Genomic DNA, 15790 nt, shown 5'->3' on the forward strand with positions numbered 1-15790 from the left:
GCCGTCGGCCTGCACCGCAAGGCCGAGGCCCCGCCGACCGGCGCGCCCCGGGACATGCGCGCTGCTCGGCCCGCACCGCGGCCGCTACGACGCGTTCGCGGCCATCCAAGCCGTGCGAGGTATCGGTCGTCGCGGCGGTGGCCGCCACTGCCTGGGCGCCGGCATCGGACAGCTACCGACCGCGGGCCGACCTCCGCGGCAGCGTTTCCGGCCGGGTCCGCTGTCCTACGCCGCGGGGAGGTCCGCCCACCGGGTGACACCACCGGAGTGGACGCGCATGCCGTACCGGGCCGAGAGAGCGGTGACGATACCGATGCCGCGGCCGTGCTCGTCCGGGTCGAACCCGACGACCGGCCGCGCGGCAGCATCCACCGGCCCCGCGTCGGTGACCTCGATGCGCAGGGCGGTGCGCCTGTCGACGCGGGTCCACGACAGCCGGAGCGAGGCCGGGGGCAGTGCGTGGACGACCGCGTTGGTGAGCAGCTCCGAGATCACCAGGAGCGCGTCGTCGACGACGTCCGGGGACACCTTCCAGTCGGCCAGGACAGCACGCATACGCCGGCGTACGGTCGAGACGCCCCCCGGGGCATGAGGCAGCGGACAGACATGTTCGGATTCCTCCTCACGCCTCATGCCGAGCTGTACCGCCATGCGCCCTCCTCCGGGAAGCCCTGCCGGGGTGGACATAGGGCCTGTTGTGAGACGCTAGGGAACAGTCCCGGGCGGGTCAATGAACAGAGGTCGGCATTACCGAACGCCGGTGTCCAGCGGCGAACGAACTGGAAAACATTCGAAACGCAGACCGGTAATGACGGGATTACGATCCCTGTATGGGCCCCATCCAGTCCATCGAACGGGCAGCAGCGATCCTGCGTCTGCTCGCGGGGGGCCCACGCCGGCTCGGGCTGGGCGAGGTGGCCGCTGCGCTGGGGCTGGCGAAGGGCACCACCCATGGCATCCTGCGCACTCTGCAGCATGTGGACTTCGTGGAGCAGGACGCGTCGACCGGAAAATACCAGCTCGGGGCGGCGCTGCTCCACCTGGGCACCAGCTACCTCGACGTCAACGAGCTGCGGTCCCGCTCCATCAACTGGGCCGACGCGCTGGCCGCCCGCAGCGGGGAGGCGGTGCGCCTGGGCACGCCGCTGGAGGGCAAGGTGCTCATTGTCCACCATGTCTTCCGGCCGGACGACACCCTGCAGACCCTGGACGTGGGCGCGCTGCTGCCGTTGCACGCCTCCTCGCTCGGCAAGGTCCTGCTGGCCTTCGGGACCACGCCCGTGGAGCCCCTGCTGGACGCCGGGCTGGAAACCTACACCCGGCACACCCTGGCCACACCGGAGGATCTGGCCCAGGCGCTCACCGAGATCCAGGAGATCGGATGGGCTGCCTCGGTACAGGAAATGATCATGGGAGATGCCGGTGTAGCCGCGCCGATCCGCGGGCACGGCGGCCTCGTGGTGGGCGCCATCGGCGTGTCCGGCGCGGTCGAGCGGATCTGCGACACCCAGGGCCGGCCCCGGCCCGCCCTGGTCACCCTGGTCCGCGATGCGGCACGGGCGGTCTCCAGAGACCTGGGGGCGGCGCGCTGGTGACTCTCCCCGCCCCCCTCGAAGCCCCGCGGAAGCCCTCCTCGAACGCATCGGAAGGCAGACCTGATCATGGTTGAACGGTACGTGATGTCCATCGACCAGGGCACCAACTCCACCCGATGCATCCTGTTCGATCACGGTGGCCGGCTGGTGTCGGTCGCTCAGCGGGAGCACCAGCAGCACTTCCCGCGGCCGGGCTGGGTCGAGCACGACGCCGTCGAGATCTGGCGCAATCTCCAGCGCGTGGTTCCGCAGGCGCTGTCCGGAGCCGGTGTCGGCGCCGACGAGGTAGCCGCTGTCGGCATCGCCAACCAGCGCGAGACGACAGTGCTCTGGGACCGGAGGACGGGCACCCCGCTGGGCAGGGCCATCGTCTGGCAGGACACCCGTACCTCCCCGTTCGTCGAGGACCTGAGAAGCGGCACGGGGGACGAGTTCTTTCTCGAACGCTGCTGCCTGCCCCTCGCGACGTACTTCTCCGCACCGCGGATCCGCTGGCTGTTCGACCATGTCACAGGGCTGGAGCGGCGCGCCGAGGCCGGCGAGGTGCTCTTCGGCACCATGGAGAGCTGGCTGATCTGGAATCTCACCGGCGGCCCGGCCGGTGGCCTGCACATCACGGACGTCACCAATGCCAGCCGGACCATGCTGATGAACATCCGCACCCTCACCTGGGACGAGGAGCTGCTGGCATTCTTCGGGATCCCCCAGGCGATGCTCCCGGAGATCCGGCCCTCGGCCGAGGACTACGGCGCCGCACGCGCGGTCCTCCCGGGCGTCCGTATCACCGCCGCTCTCGGCGACCAGCAGGCGGCACTCTTCGGACAGACCTGCTTCGCACCGGGCGAGGCGAAGTGCACCTACGGGACCGGCAGCTTCCTGCTGCTCAACACCGGCACCAGCCCCGTGCGGTCCCGGCACGGACTGCTCACCACGGTCGCCTACAAGATCGACGACCAGCCTGCGGTCTACGCGCTGGAAGGCCCGATCGCCGTGACCGGCGCGCTGGTCCAGTGGTTTCGCGACCGACTGGGCCTGATCAGCAGCGCCCCCGAGATCGAGACCCTCGCGCGCAGCGTCGAGGACAACGGCGGCTGCTACATCGTTCCGGCGTTCTCCGGTCTGTACGCGCCCCATTGGCGCAGCGACGCACGCGGTGTCATCGTCGGCCTCACCTCCTACATCACCAAGGGACACCTGGCCCGAGCCGTCCTGGAAGCCACCGGCTGGCAGACCCGGGAGGTCGTCGACGCGATGAACGCCGACTCCCCGCTCGCCCTGAAGGCGCTCAAGGTGGACGGCGGGATGACGGCCGACAACCTGCTCATGCAGTTCCTGGCCGACGTCCTGGATGTGCCCGTGGTGCGGCCCATGGTCGCCGAGACCGTCTCGCTGGGCGCCGCCTACGCCGCCGGGCTCGCCGTCGGCTACTGGCCGGACCTTCAGGTCCTGCGTCACAACTGGCACCGGGCCGCCCAGTGGCTGCCGGACATGGACCCCGGGCGGCGGGAGTCGGAGTACGACAACTGGAAGCGGGCCGTCGAGAGGGCGCTCGGGTGGGTCAGGCCGCCGAGGTCCTCCTAGGGCCGCAGCCCGGGCCTGTCGTTCGGCGAGATCCCGTCGGTGAGTGTCACTCCAGCCAACTACGGCGAGTGGAAGGCGGCCCATGAGCGTCTCGGGGCAATCCTCCCCGGCTCGAAAGCCACGCTCCCGGCCCGCTCTCGCCCGACGGCCGACGGCCGACGGCCACGACGCCGGGAAGGGGCGAGGACTCCGAGCGAACCGGGCGGTCGACGCGCGACGGCACCACCGCCGTCAGAGGCGTTCGATGATCGTGACGTTCGCCTGGCCGCCGCCCTCGCACATGGTCTGGAGACCGAACCGGCCGCCGGTGCGCTCCAGTTCGTGCAGCAGCGTCGTCATCAGCCTCGTGCCGGTGGCGCCCAGTGGGTGACCGAGGGCGATCGCGCCGCCGTTGACATTGGTCCGCTCCGCGTCGGCACCGGTCTCCTTCAGCCAGGCCAGGACCACGGAGGCGAACGCCTCGTTGATCTCCACCAGATCGATGTCGTCGAGCGACAGCCCGGTCTTCTTGAGCGCGAACGCCGTCGCGGGGATCGGTGCGGAGAGCATCCGGACGGGGTCCTCACCACGTACGGAGAGGTGGTGGACGCGGGCGCGGGGGTGAAGGCCGTGCTCCCGTACGGCCCGCTCACTGGCGATCAGCAGCGCGGACGCGCCGTCGGAGACCTGCGAGGAGAGCGCGGCCGTCAGCCGTCCGCCCTCGGTCAGCGGAGGCAGGCCCGCCATCTTCTCCAGCGTGGTGTCGCGCCGCGGGCCCTCGTCCGCCGTCACGCCCCGGTACGGCACCAGCTCACGGTCGAATCGGCCCTCGTCGATGGCGCGTACCGCCCGTTGGTGGGAGCGCAGCGCGTACTCCTCCATGTCCCGGCGCGAGATGTTCCACTTGTCGGCGATCAGCTCTGCGCCATGGAACTGGCTGACCGGCCGGTCTCCGTAGCGGGCGCGCCAGCCTTCGGAGCCCGCGAACGGCCCCTCGGTCAGGCCCAGCGGCTCGGTGGCCCGGCGGCTCGCGTACGCGACGGGGATCTGCGACATGTTCTGCACACCCCCAGCGACCACCAGGTCCTGGGTGCCCGAGAGCACCCCCTGGGCGGCGAAGTGCAGGGCCTGCTGGGAGGAGCCGCACTGACGGTCGACGGTCACGCCCGGCACCTCCTCGGGGAGCCCCGCCGCCAGCCAGCAGGTGCGTGCGACGTCCCCGGCCTGCGGGCCGACCGTGTCCAGGCAGCCGAAGACGACGTCCTCGACGGCGGCCGGGTCCACCCCCGTACGCTGCATCAGCGCCGTGAGCACATGCGCGCCGAGGTCGGCCGGGTGTACGGCGGACAGCCCGCCTCCCCGCCTGCCGACCGGCGTCCGTACGGCTTCGACGATGTAGGCCTCGGCCATGGCTGCTGCTCCTTCCTCGGAGGGCTGCTGTCCCTGTCGTTCGGGTCACTCTCCCTGTCGGTCCGGGTCGCTCCGGGCCGGTCCGGTCGCTACGGGCCGCCCCGTCAGTCCCGCACGGCGATGCCGTCCAGCGCCATCGACGTATCCCCGCCTCGTCCGCGATCCTGCGGAGGGTGGTGGCGTCGCAGCCCTGGGAGGCGAACACCTCGGCCGCGGTGGCCAGGAGCTGCCGTCGCCGCTCCGGTGAGGCGTTCACCGTGGTCTTCCTCTCGCCCGGGTGGTCTTCCTCTCGCCGGTGGCCTTCCTTCCGCACCCGGCATCGCCCTCTTCTCGCCGCTGCGAGTGCTGTGCGTGGTCCTCTTCTCGCCGCTGCGCGGCCCGCCGCTCTTCGGCACACCTTCATTGTCGTCTTACACGTGCCGGCTGCTGACCGGCACCGTCTCCCCGTCCCCGGTCACGTAGGAGAAGTAGCCGCTGGCCAGGAAGACGACGACATGGGCGACCTCCCAGGGCTCGGCCCAGCGGCCGAAGGCCCGCCGTGTGCACCTGACGGTTCGTCAACGACCGGCCCGCCCGCCCCGCTGCTCGACGGACGCGCCGAGCCGTACGGCCGGGCGCTCCCCACCGCCTCCAGCGGCGAGCCGCACCCCGTCACCGGAGCGCGATGGCTACTGTCTGGAGTCGCCTTCGCACCCCTGGGTGACCCGCGTCCGGAAAGGCAGCCGCCATGCCCCGCCCCGTGCACTTCGAGATCCACGCCGATGACGTCGAGCGCGCCCGCACCTTCTACACCTCGGTCTTCGGCTGGTCCATCGACCAGTGGGGCGACCAGCCGTACTGGATCGTCCGGACCGGCGACGAGAGCCCCGGCATCGACGGTGGCCTGATGCCGCGTCAGGGCGCTGCGCCCTCGGACGACACACCCGTGTCATCGTTCGTGGTGACCGTGGGGGTGGAGGCCCTCGACGCGTCGATCGCCTCGGTCGAACGGCACGGCGGTCGGATCGCCACACCGAAAATGGCCGTTCCGACGATCGGGTGGCTCGCCTACTGCCGGGACACCGAAGGCAACATCCTCGGCATGCTCCAGCCCGACGAGAGCGCCGCCTGACCGCTGCTTCCCGGCCTTTCCAGGGGTCGGGAGCAGCACCCGGGAGCCGCTCCCGCGCTACTGTTCGTTCGAACGGTTCTGCAGCGGAGACGAGGTGTGGCCCGGTGTCCCGATCCCTGTCCCACGGTCTGGTGGAACAAGCCCGAGCGCTCGCGGAGGGCGAGGTGACCTCCCGCGCGCTGGTGGAGCGCTCCCTCGCCCGTATCGAGGCCGCGCAGCCCACGCTCAACGCCTTCCGCCGGATCCGCGTCGAGGCCGCACTCGCCGAAGCCGAGGCGGCGGACCGGAAGTTGGCGGCCGGCGAGCGTGCTCCGCTGCTGGGTGTGCCGGTCGCGGTCAAGGACGACATGGACGTGGCCGGCGAGCCGACGGCCTTCGGGTGCCCCGGTGAGTTCCCGCTGAAGACCGAGGACGGGGAGGCCGTACGACGTCTGCGGCAGGCCGGCGCCGTCATCGTCGGCAAGACCAACACCCCCGAGCTGGGCCAGTGGCCGTTCACCGAGGGGCCCGCGTTCGGTGAGACCCGCAACCCCTGGCATCTCGGCCACACGCCCGGCGGGTCCTCCGGCGGAGCCGCGGCGGCCGTCGCCGCCGGGCTGGTCCCGGGAGCGCTGGGTTCGGACGGCGCGGGCTCGGTGCGCATCCCCGCGGCCTGGACCCATCTGGTCGGCATCAAGCCGCAGCGGGGCCGGATCTCCACCTGGCCGGACGCCGAGGCGTTCAACGGCATCACCGGGATCGGCACCCTGGCCCGTACGGTCGCGGACGCCGCGCTGCTCCTGGACGCGGCGAGCGGCAGCCACCCCGGGGACCGTCACCGGCCGTCGGCGGTGGCGATGCTGCCCGCGGCCCGGAGCGAGCCGGGGAGACTGCGGATCGCCCTGTCCCTGCGCCCCGCCTTCACCGGGACGCCCAAGCCACTGCACCCGGCGGTCCGTTCGGCGGTCATGGGCGTGGCCGAGCGGCTGGCCGCGCTCGGGCACGAGGTCATCGAGGCTGATCCGCGCTACGGGCCGGTGGGGCTGACGTTCGTACCGCGCGCGACGGCGGGCGTACGGGAGTGGTGCGCACGCGTCCCCGACCAGGCGCTGCTGGACCCCCGCACGCGCAGCGCGGCGCGGCTCGGACGGCTGATGGGCGGTGGTCCGCTGCGCCTGGCCCGGTACGCCGAGGCCCGGCTCCACGCGCGCGTGGGCGAGATCTTTCACCGCTTCGACGTCGTCCTCACCCCCACCACGGCCACCCCGCCGCCGCTAATCGGCGCGATGCTGCCGCTGTCGGGGTGGCGCACCGACCGGGCGATGATCGGCGCATGCCCGTACGCCTGGCCGTGGAACGTCCTCGGCTGGCCCGGGATCAGCGTCCCCGCGGGCTTCGCACCGGCGCCCGCCCCGGCGCCCGCCCCGGCGCCGGGTGCCCCCGCAGCACCGGGTACCGCCCCGGCGCCGGGTGCCGGACACCACGCCGCGGGTGGTCTGCCGTTGGGTGCACAGCTGCTGGGTCCGGCGGACAGCGAACCACTGCTCATCTCGCTCGCCGCCCAACTGGAGGCGGACCAGCGGTGGTACGAGCAGTGGCCGAGCCTCGACGACATGGAGGACCGGCTGGTGCCGTAGCGCGGCCCGGGCGACGCTACGGGATGGGGGAATCCTGGAGGCTGCGCGGCGTTGACGCAGAGGTGACCTCCGTACTGAAGACCACCCGGTTCTCCGTCCTGGACCGCTCCCGGACCCGGCGGGGACAGGAGCCGTCGCAGACGTTGCGTGACACCGTACGGTTCGCGCGGCAGGCCGAGGCCCTGGGCTATCACCGCTTCTGGGTGTCGGAGCACCACAGCGTGCCCGGGGTGGCGGGCTCGGCGCCGACCGTGCTCGCGGCCGCCGTCGCCGCGGCGACGTCGCGTATCCGGGTCGGTACGGGCGGTGTGATGCTGCCGAACCACCAGCCGCTCGTGGTCGCCGAGCAGTTCGGGGTCCTGGAGGCGCTCTTCCCCGGCCGTATCGACATGGGTCTGGGCCGGTCCGTCGGTTTCACCGACGGCATACGGCGAGCCCTGGGCCGGGGCAAGGAGGACGCCGAGAACTTCGCGGCGCGGCTCGCGGAGCTGCTCGGCTACTTCACCGGGGAGCAGACCGCTCACCCTCAGGTGCACGCCCGGCCCGCGGAAGGGCTGAGGGTACCCGCCTTCGTCCTGGCCACGGGTGCGGGAGCTGACCATGCGGCGGCGTTCGGGCTGCCGCTGGTGATCGCGGCCGTACGGGGCCAGGAGGAGATGCTGCGGGCGATCGACCGGTACCGGGAGCGCTTCCGCCCCTCGGCGTGGTCGGCGCAGCCGTATGTCGTCGTGTCGGGCACCGTCGCCGTCGCGGAGACCGCCGAGGAGGCGCGACAGCTGCTGCTTCCCGAGGCGTGGTCCAGCGCCTGGTCGCGCACCCATGGCGCGTTCCCGCCTCTGATGCCCGCCGAGGACATTGCGCGGCTGTCGATGACCGAACGTGAGCGCACCCGCTTCCAGAAGGCTCAGCGCGGCCATATCCACGGCACCGAGGCGCACGTGGCCGAGTCGCTGGAGAAACTGCTGGCCCGGAGCGCGGCCGACGAGGTACTGGTCACCACGAGTACGTACGACCGCGGGCGGGAGCTCGACTCGTACCGGCGGCTGGCCCGCGCCGTGGACCTGCCCGGCAGCGGTGCGCCGGGCGACGATGGCGCTTACTGAGGGCTGTGGTCCGCGAGGCCGGGCGCGGATGGTGAGACCGCGGCGGGCCACGACCGGGTCGGCCCATTTGCGGGAAGCCGCGGCTCGGGGGAGGCTGCCGGAAGGCACGGAGCTGACCGCCCCTGCCTGACCTCCGGCCAGGGCGGCTGTCCGGTATCCGGATTGCCGACGGCACCCTTGAAGGGTGCGTCCCGCAGTGGCTTAGGTGGAACGCAGCAACTCGGCCCGGAACGGCCGGGGTGCGGAAGGACCCTTCGACGGGAGGTATTCCGGCCGTGCTTCACGAACCGAGGAAGAGCCACGCCAGCACCCTGACGGAGGCGGTCGCCGAGGCGTACGTCCAGGGCATCTGTTTCAAGACCGGGCCGCCCCGGCGGCTCGGTGTGGAACTGGAATGGCTCGTCCGTGATCTTCATGATCCGTCCCGTCCCGTCGAACCCGACCGGCACGCCGCCGCGGTCGCCGAGGTGCGCGCTCTGCCGCTGCGGTCACCGCTCACCTTCGAGCCCGGCGGCCAGCTCGAGCTCAGCCCTCCCCCGGCCGGTTCCCTCACCGAGTGCGTGGAGCAGGCCGACGCGGACCTCGCGCTCGTCCGGGCCTCGCTGAGCGCACACGGACTCGCACTGATGGGCTGCGGCCACGACCCGCGGCACCCGCCCCGGCGGTTCCTCGCCGACCCGCGGTACAACGCCATGGAGGCGTACTTCGACCGCGGCGGCCCGGCCGGACGTTCCATGATGTGCTCCTCCGCCTCCGTCCAGGTGTGCCTGGACGCCGGGCATGAGGAGCCGGGCCCGCTGGGCTACGCGCGCCGGTGGCGACTGGCCCACCTGCTCGGCGCCGTCCTGGTGGCGGCGTTCGCGAACTCCCCGCTGCGCCGGGGACGGCCGTCCGGCTGGCGGTCCACCCGGCAGGCCGTATGGGCCCGGATCGATCCGGGCCGCTCCCTGGCCCCGGCCGACGGCTCGCCCCCGCGGACCGCCTGGGCCCGCTATGTGCTCGACGCCCCGGTGATGTGCGTACGCTGCGACGACGGTCCCTGGACCGTCCCCGCGGGGATCACCTTCCGGCAGTGGATCCGCGACGGGGCCGTCTGCGGGCTCCCGCGGCCACCCGCGCTCGAGGACCTCGAGTACCACATCACCACCCTCTTCCCGCCCGTACGTCCGCGCGGCCATCTGGAGCTGCGCATGATCGACGCCCAGCCCGGGGACGACGGCTGGCGCGTCCCGCTGGCCGTGACGGCCGCCCTCTTCGACGATCCGGAGGCCTCCGAGACCGTCTACCGCGCCGTCAAACCCCTCGCCGAGACCGCGGGCTCCGAACCGGCGCCCCGCAACCCGCTGTGGCGAGCCGCCGCACGGGACGCCCTCACCGACCCCGAACTCCACGCCGCGGCCGTCGCCTGCTTCACGGCGGCGCAGGGCGCCCTGGCCCGCCTCGGTGCCTCCGACGCGCTCCAGGCCGCCGTGGCCGACTTCACGGACCGCTATGTCGCCCGCGGACGATGTCCCGCCGACGACATGCTCGACCCCCCTCCAGGGAAGGAAAGCCGATCATGACTGCCACCGGACCCGCCACCGGAGACGATGCCCCAGCGCTCCGGCAGCGCGCCGTCGACGCCCTCCTCTCCGCCCGGGAGCGCACCGCCACCCTCACCAGCTGTGTCGACGACCCCGACCTCCTCGCCCAGCACTCCCCTCTGATGTCGCCCCTGGTCTGGGACCTGGCGCACATAGGCAACCAGGAGGAGCTGTGGCTGCTGCGGGCCGTGGGCGGCCGTGAGGCACTGCGGCCCGACATCGACAAGGTCTACGACGCCTTCGAACATCCGCGCGTCGAGCGCCCCTCCCTGCCCCTGCTGCCGCCCGACGAGGCCCGTGGCTATGTCGCCGACGTACGCGCCCGGGTGCTGGACGTCCTGGAGAGCACACCGCTGCACGGCAGCCCGCTCGTCGACTCCGGCTTCGCGTTCGGGATGATCGCCCAGCACGAGCAGCAGCACGACGAGACGATGCTCATCACCCATCAGCTGCGGCGCGGCCCGGCGGCCCTCAGCGCTCCCCCGCCGCCCCCCGCTCCGGCCGACGCGGCCGCCCTGCCGGCCGAAGTCCTGGTCCCGGGCGGGCCGTTCACCATGGGCACGTCCACCGAGCCGTGGGCACTGGACAACGAGCGGCCCGGGCACACCCGCGATGTGCCGGGCTTCTTCATCGACACGGTCCCCGTCAGCAACGGCGCCTACGTCCGCTTCATCGAGGACGGCGGCTACGACGACCCGCGCTGGTGGGCCCCGGAGGGCTGGGCGTACATCCGCGAACACGCCCTGGCCGCACCGCTGTTCTGGCGGCGCGAGGGCAACGCCTGGCTGCGGCGCCGGTTCGGCGTCGTCGAACCCGTACCCGCCGAGGAGCCGGTGCTGCATGTCAGCTGGTACGAGGCCGACGCCTACGCCCGCTGGGCCGGACGCCGGCTGCCCACCGAGGCGGAGTGGGAGAAGGCGGCCCGCCACGACCCGGCCACCGGACGCTCACGGCGGTACCCGTGGGGCGACGCCGACCCCTCGCCGGAACGCGCCAACCTCGGCCAGCGCCATCTCCAGCCCGCGCCGGTGGGCAGCTACCCCGAGGGCGCGTCACCGCTTGGCGTACGGCAGTTGATGGGCGATGTCTGGGAGTGGACGGCCGGCGATTTCCTGCCGTACCCGGGCTTCGCCGCCTTCCCGTACCGCGAGTACTCGCAGGTCTTCTTCGGCAGCTCGTACAAGGTGCTGCGCGGGGGCTGCTTCGCCGTCGGCACGGTCGCCTGCCGCGGCACGTTCCGCAACTGGGACCACCCGGTCCGCCGGCAGATCTTCTCCGGCTTCCGAACGGCCCGCGACGCGGCTCCGGAGGCTGCGTGATGACGGACACCCCGGCCCACGGGCAGCCGTGCACGCCGGTGCGGGGCCGGCGTGGGAGGTTGCGCTGATGTGCCGTCATATCGCTTACCTCGGGCGGGAGACGGCGATCGGCGAACTCCTCGTGCAGCCGGAACACGGCCTGTTCCAGCAGTCGTGGGCACCGCGCCGCCAGCGGTACGGCACCGTCAACGCCGACGGTTTCGGGGTCGGCTGGTACGCCCCGGGCGACCCGGTGCCCGCGCGCTACCGCCGGGCCGGTCCCATCTGGGCCGATCCGTCCTTCGCCGACCTCGCCCGGGTCGTCCGCACCACCGCCCTGCTCGCCGCCGTACGGGACGCCACCGAGGCGGGGGCGGACGGCGAGGCGGCGGCCGCGCCGTTCGCCTCCGGGCCGTGGCTGTTCAGCCACAACGGTGCCCTCACGGACTGGCCCCGCTCCGCCGCGCCGCTCGCGGCCACCCTGCCCGCCGTGGAGCTGCTGGAGCTGGAGGCCCGCTGCGACTCGGCGCTCGTGTGGGCGCTCGTCCGGCACCGGCTGCGCGGCGGCGACGAGCCGGGGCAGGCGCTCGCCGACGCCACGGCCCTCCTCGCCGCGGCCGCCCCGGGCTCGCGGCTCAATCTCCTCCTCACCGACGGCGTGTCGGTCGCCGCCACCGCCTGGGGCGACACGCTCTGGTATCTCGCCGACACGGACCGGAGCGGCGTCACCGACCGGAGCGCCGAGACCGACCGCAGCGCCGTCACGGACCGCAGCGCCGTCACGGACCGCAGCGCCGTCACGGACCGCAGCGCCGTTGCGGACCGGAGCGCCGTCACGGACCGGCGTGCCGTCACGGTCGCCTCCGAGCCGTATGACGACGATGCCCGGTGGACCGAGGTCCCCGACCGCACCCTTCTCACCGCCACCCGCAGCGATGTCCTCCTGACACCCCTCAAGGAGCCCAGCACGTGAGCACGTTCGCCGTCACCCGCACCCTGCCCGTCGACGCCACCGCCGCCGCCCTGCGGTCCGACGTCCTGCACGGGCTGACCTCCGACCCCAAACAGCTGCCGCCGAAGTGGTTCTACGACGCGCGCGGCAGCGAGCTGTTCGAAGAGATCACGCGGCTTCCCGAGTACTACCCGACCCGCGCCGAGCGGGAGATCCTGGTCGAGCGGGCCCCGGACATCGCCGCCGCCACCGGTGCCCGCACCCTCGTGGAACTCGGCTCCGGATCCTCCGACAAGACCCGGCACCTTCTCGACGCGCTCACCGGTCTGCGGACGTATGTGCCCGTGGACGTCAGCGAGTCGGCGCTCACCCAGGCGGGCCGTGCGCTCCTCGCCGACCACCCCGGACTCACCGTGCACGCCGTGGTCGCCGACTTCCAGAACGGCCTCGAACTCCCCGAGAGCCCGGGGCCGCGGCTGGTGGCCTTCCTCGGCGGAACGCTGGGCAATCTGCTCCCCGCCGAGCGCGCGGCCTTCCTCGGCTCCGTACGGGAGCTGCTCTCCCCCGGCGACGCACTGCTGCTCGGCACCGACCTGGTCAAGGACGAGGCCACGCTGGTCGCCGCCTACGACGACTCGGCCGGGGTCACCGCGGCCTTCAACAAGAACGTACTCGCCGTCCTCGACCGGGAGTTGGGGGCCGACTTCGACGCCGACGACTTCGACCACGTCGCGGTCTGGGACGCCGAGCACGAGTGGATCGAGATGCGGCTGCGCGCCCGTACCACTCTGACCGCCAAGATCCCGGCCCTGGACCTGGCGGTCTCCTTCGCCGCGGGCGAGGAGATGCGGACGGAGGTCTCCGCCAAGTTCCGGCAGCGGACCGTACGGGCCGAACTGGCGGCCGCGGGCCTGGCCCTGCGCCACTGGTGGACCGACGCCGCGGGCCGCTTCGCCCTGTCGCTGGCCTTCCCCGAGGACTGAGCCGCGGCTACCTGCCGGGTCCGGCCTGCTGCACCCCGTCGACGACGATGTCCGCGACGGTGTCGTAGAAGGACAGATGATCCTTGATCATGGCGACTTCGGGCAGCGGGTCCGGGTAGGCCCACACCACATCGGCCTGGACCCGGCCGGTGCCGTCCCGGTAGGACCAGTAGGAGGCGTCGCCCTTGTACGGGCAGTGGGTGTGCGAGGAGGTCGGTTCGAGCCGGTCCGTGGCCACGTCCTCCGCGGGAAGGTAATAGCGGACGGGCAGGCCGGTCTCGTACACCAGCACCGGGCGGCTGGACTCGGCCACGACCTGGCCGTCGATCTCGACCCGGACGTGCTGCGAGCCGGGGACCGCTTCAACGGTGTGCTTCAGATGCGGCACGGGATGCTCCTTCTCTTCGGCCCGTCACTCCGCAGGGGCTCCGGCGGCCGTGCGCTGTCGGGCCGTACTCCGGACAACAGCGGGCGGCGGCAGGTGATTCCGCCCGAGGCCACCGGATGGGCCGGCCCCGGCAGCACCGGGGCGGAGTGATCGCCCTGCGCGTGATCACCGGGTGTGCCGTCGGCGCCCTCGCGGTACCCGCGAACGCCGTGGGCACCGGCGCCCTGTGCACCATCGCTGTGCGCGCCATCGCCGTGGGCACCGTCAGCACGGGAGCGATCACCATGCCCGTGACCGCCCGGGGCTCCGTCTCCGTACGCGCGAACGCCGTGGCCGTCATCGCCCGGCGCCCCGCCGCCGTGGGCGTGCACGCTGTGTGCGGGGGCGCGTGCGGGGATCCCCTGTGCCTGCACGCCGTGGGCGTGCGGGCCGCTGGGGACGTCCCAGGCCTCTCCCGTAGCTGCCGTAGCCGCGCCGTGGCCCGATATCGCCGCCTCGGCGGCGCGGGCGAGGGCGCGCCGGTCGGGATACGCACCGGCGGGTATCCGCGGGAGCAGGACCAGCTCGGCCACCAGCCCGCGGGCCGCGGCCACCCGGCGCAGTGAGGCGAGCAGCGTGTCCTCGCCGACGAAGGCCGGTACGGCCGTCGGTCGCGCGTCCCGGAGGCGGTAGCGGACGACGGCCGGCTGGACGGGCGCCGAGGCGTCGATGGCGGCCTGGAACACGGCATGCCGGAAACGGCCGTGTTCCCGGCCGCACCAGGTGCTGCCCTCGGGGAAGGCCACCACGGTGGAGCCCGAGCGCAGCAGGGCGGCCATCCCCGCGACGGTCGCCGGCAGGGCCCGCAACCGGTCGCGTTCCACGAACAGCGTGCCTCCGCGGGCGGCCACTCGGCCCAGCACCGGATAGTGTCCGATCTCGCTCTTGGCCAGCATCCGGCCCGGCCGGGCGGCGGCGATCAGCGGGATGTCCAGCCAGGAGACATGGTTGGCGACGACGAGGGCCCCGGCGGCCGTGCGCGCCCCGTCTCCCCCGCTGATGCGTACGCGTACGCCGAAGGCCGCGACCAGGGCGCGCGACCAGCGGGCGGTCAGCCGGTCCCGTCGTGCCGGGGCGCACCGGCCGACCAGGGGTGCCAGCACGATTCCGCAGAGCAGGACGCCGAGGCCCGCGAGATACCGGGCCGCCCGGCACGGCCCCGCCACCGTCGCCACGGGGTCGGTGAGGCAGGCCGGGGGCGTGCACGGCGCGCTGGGCAGCCAGACGCTCATGTGGCCGGGGCGAGCGAGAGGAAGTGGCGGAGATAGCGCGGGTCGATGCGCTTGAGGGAGAGCAGCACGTAGAGGTCGGCCACTCCGAAGTCCGGGTCGAGGGCGGGCTCCCCGCACACCCAGGCGCCCAGGCGCACATAGCCGCGCAGCAGCGGTGGGAGCGGGGTACGGCCGGTGGGGGCGACGCCCTGGGGGTGCCAGGGCAGGTGCGGCTCGACGCGGTACTCCTCGGGCGAGAGATGCTTGGCGGACACGGTGTCCCAGACGCCTGCCGCGAGTGCCCCGCCGTCGGCCAGCGGGATCGAGCAGCAGCCGGCGAGCCAATTGTGGCCCCGCTCAGTCAGATAGCCGGCGATTCCGGCCCACATCAGGGAGATGACGGCGCCGTCACGGTGATCGGGGTGGACGCAGGAGCGGCCGACCTCCACGAGGTCGTGGCGGAGGGCGGCGTGGTTGCTGAGGTCGAACTCGCCCTCGGCGTAGAGCCGGCCGGCGACGGCGGCGCGGTCGGGCGGCATCAGCCGGTACGTACCGACGACGGTGCCCGTGTCGTCCTCCCGGACGAGCAGGTGGTCGCAGTAGGCGTCGAAGGAGTCGACGTCCAGACCGGGTTCGGTGGAGGCGAGCAGCGCCCCCATCTCCCCGGCGAACACCTCGTAGCGCAGGCGTTGCGCCGCCCTGACGTCCTGCTCGTCACGGGCGAGGGAGACCGAGTACCGGGGGCGGGTGGCGGTGGTGCCGGGGGCGGGGGCAAGCGGCGGCGAAGTCGTCATGCCTCCTTCTTGGCCGCGCGGGCTGGCCGCGACGTAGCCGTTTCGGGGAGCGCGGGTGTGCGGCGGCTGAATGCTGGGCTTCCCGGCCTGGTGCGGGGCCCGGGACCGTCTCCACCTCGCGCCTCGCCCCGGGCTGGGGCACGGTGG

General features: G+C 73.0%; 14 protein-coding genes and 2 pseudogenes. 9 read left to right on the forward strand and 7 right to left on the reverse strand.

The genetic code is table 11. The features are described from left to right. Positions 1-225 precede the first annotated feature (225 nt). A complete protein-coding gene (locus tag ACTWQE_RS21560; RefSeq protein ID WP_443330650.1) occupies positions 226-651 on the reverse strand; it encodes an ATP-binding protein in 426 nt (141 codons plus the stop codon). Between the two features lie 179 nt (positions 652-830). Between ACTWQE_RS21560 and ACTWQE_RS21565 the strand changes: the two genes are divergently transcribed. Together ACTWQE_RS21565 and glpK are read left to right on the forward strand one after the other, a co-directional pair. Further along, entirely contained in the window at positions 831-1595 is a 765-nt protein-coding gene (locus ACTWQE_RS21565) for an IclR family transcriptional regulator (protein WP_443330651.1), read from the forward strand. A gap of 66 nt (positions 1596-1661) precedes the next feature. Then, a complete protein-coding gene (gene glpK, locus ACTWQE_RS21570) occupies positions 1662-3176 on the forward strand; it encodes a glycerol kinase GlpK (protein ID WP_443330652.1) in 1515 nt (504 codons plus the stop codon). A 231-nt stretch (positions 3177-3407) separates the two neighbouring features. Here the strand turns inward: glpK and ACTWQE_RS21575 are convergent, their stop codons facing one another. The 3 genes and pseudogenes from ACTWQE_RS21575 to ACTWQE_RS21585 form a co-directional block, all read right to left on the reverse strand. Then, entirely contained in the window at positions 3408-4565 is a 1158-nt protein-coding gene (locus ACTWQE_RS21575; RefSeq protein WP_443330653.1) for an acetyl-CoA C-acetyltransferase, read from the reverse strand. A gap of 142 nt (positions 4566-4707) precedes the next feature. Beyond that, positions 4708-4821: pseudogene (locus ACTWQE_RS21580) on the reverse strand (TetR family transcriptional regulator); the annotation flags it as partial. Positions 4822-4975: 154 nt separating this feature from the next. Then, positions 4976-5104 (reverse strand): annotated as a pseudogene (locus tag ACTWQE_RS21585) (SDR family oxidoreductase); the annotation flags it as partial. A 188-nt stretch (positions 5105-5292) separates the two neighbouring features. Between ACTWQE_RS21585 and ACTWQE_RS21590 the strand changes: the two are divergent. The 7 genes from ACTWQE_RS21590 to egtD all read left to right on the forward strand — a co-directional run bounded on the left by ACTWQE_RS21590 (position 5293) and on the right by egtD (position 13211). Then, a complete protein-coding gene (locus ACTWQE_RS21590; RefSeq protein ID WP_443330654.1) occupies positions 5293-5676 on the forward strand; it encodes a VOC family protein in 384 nt (127 codons plus the stop codon). A 104-nt stretch (positions 5677-5780) separates the two neighbouring features. Next, a complete protein-coding gene (locus ACTWQE_RS21595) occupies positions 5781-7292 on the forward strand; it encodes an amidase (RefSeq protein ID WP_443330655.1) in 1512 nt (503 codons plus the stop codon). Positions 7293-7354: 62 nt separating this feature from the next. Then, on the forward strand, positions 7355-8395 hold the full coding sequence (locus ACTWQE_RS21600) for an LLM class flavin-dependent oxidoreductase (protein WP_443330656.1): 1041 nt from the start codon (positions 7355-7357) through the stop codon (positions 8393-8395). A gap of 275 nt (positions 8396-8670) precedes the next feature. Then, positions 8671-9957: an ergothioneine biosynthesis glutamate--cysteine ligase EgtA gene (gene egtA, locus ACTWQE_RS21605; RefSeq protein ID WP_443330657.1), complete on the forward strand. Its 1287-nt coding sequence runs from the start codon at positions 8671-8673 to the stop codon at positions 9955-9957. Then, entirely contained in the window at positions 9954-11297 is a 1344-nt protein-coding gene (gene egtB / locus ACTWQE_RS21610; protein ID WP_443330658.1) for an ergothioneine biosynthesis protein EgtB, read from the forward strand. Before egtA ends, egtB begins: the two co-directional genes overlap by 4 nt. Before the next feature lie 67 nt (positions 11298-11364). Beyond that, entirely contained in the window at positions 11365-12249 is an 885-nt protein-coding gene (egtC, locus tag ACTWQE_RS21615; RefSeq protein ID WP_443330659.1) for an ergothioneine biosynthesis protein EgtC, read from the forward strand. Beyond that, positions 12246-13211 (forward strand): L-histidine N(alpha)-methyltransferase, encoded by a 966-nt coding sequence (gene egtD / locus ACTWQE_RS21620; protein ID WP_443330660.1) that lies wholly within the window; start codon positions 12246-12248, stop codon positions 13209-13211. The genes egtC and egtD overlap by 4 nt, the downstream gene beginning before the upstream one ends. Before the next feature lie 7 nt (positions 13212-13218). On the opposite strand, the gene ACTWQE_RS21625 is transcribed toward egtD, so the two are convergent. The 3 genes from ACTWQE_RS21625 to ACTWQE_RS21635 are packed head-to-tail and all read right to left on the reverse strand — an operon-like array spanning position 13219 to position 15643. Next, positions 13219-13599 (reverse strand): DUF427 domain-containing protein, encoded by a 381-nt coding sequence (locus ACTWQE_RS21625; protein ID WP_443330661.1) that lies wholly within the window; start codon positions 13597-13599, stop codon positions 13219-13221. After that, positions 13587-14870 carry a lysophospholipid acyltransferase family protein gene (locus ACTWQE_RS21630; RefSeq protein ID WP_443330662.1) on the reverse strand — a complete coding sequence of 428 codons (1284 nt, stop codon included), beginning with the start codon at positions 14868-14870 and terminating at the stop codon, positions 13587-13589. The genes ACTWQE_RS21625 and ACTWQE_RS21630 overlap by 13 nt, the downstream gene beginning before the upstream one ends. Beyond that, complete coding sequence (locus ACTWQE_RS21635; protein WP_443330663.1) at positions 14867-15643, reverse strand: GNAT family N-acetyltransferase; 777 nt, start codon at positions 15641-15643, stop codon at positions 14867-14869. The genes ACTWQE_RS21630 and ACTWQE_RS21635 overlap by 4 nt, the downstream gene beginning before the upstream one ends. Positions 15644-15790: the final 147 nt, after the last annotated feature.

Origin of the sequence: Streptomyces sp. 8N706, from assembly GCF_052245415.1 — a bacterium.
Classification (GTDB): Bacteria; Actinomycetota; Actinomycetes; order Streptomycetales; family Streptomycetaceae; genus Streptomyces.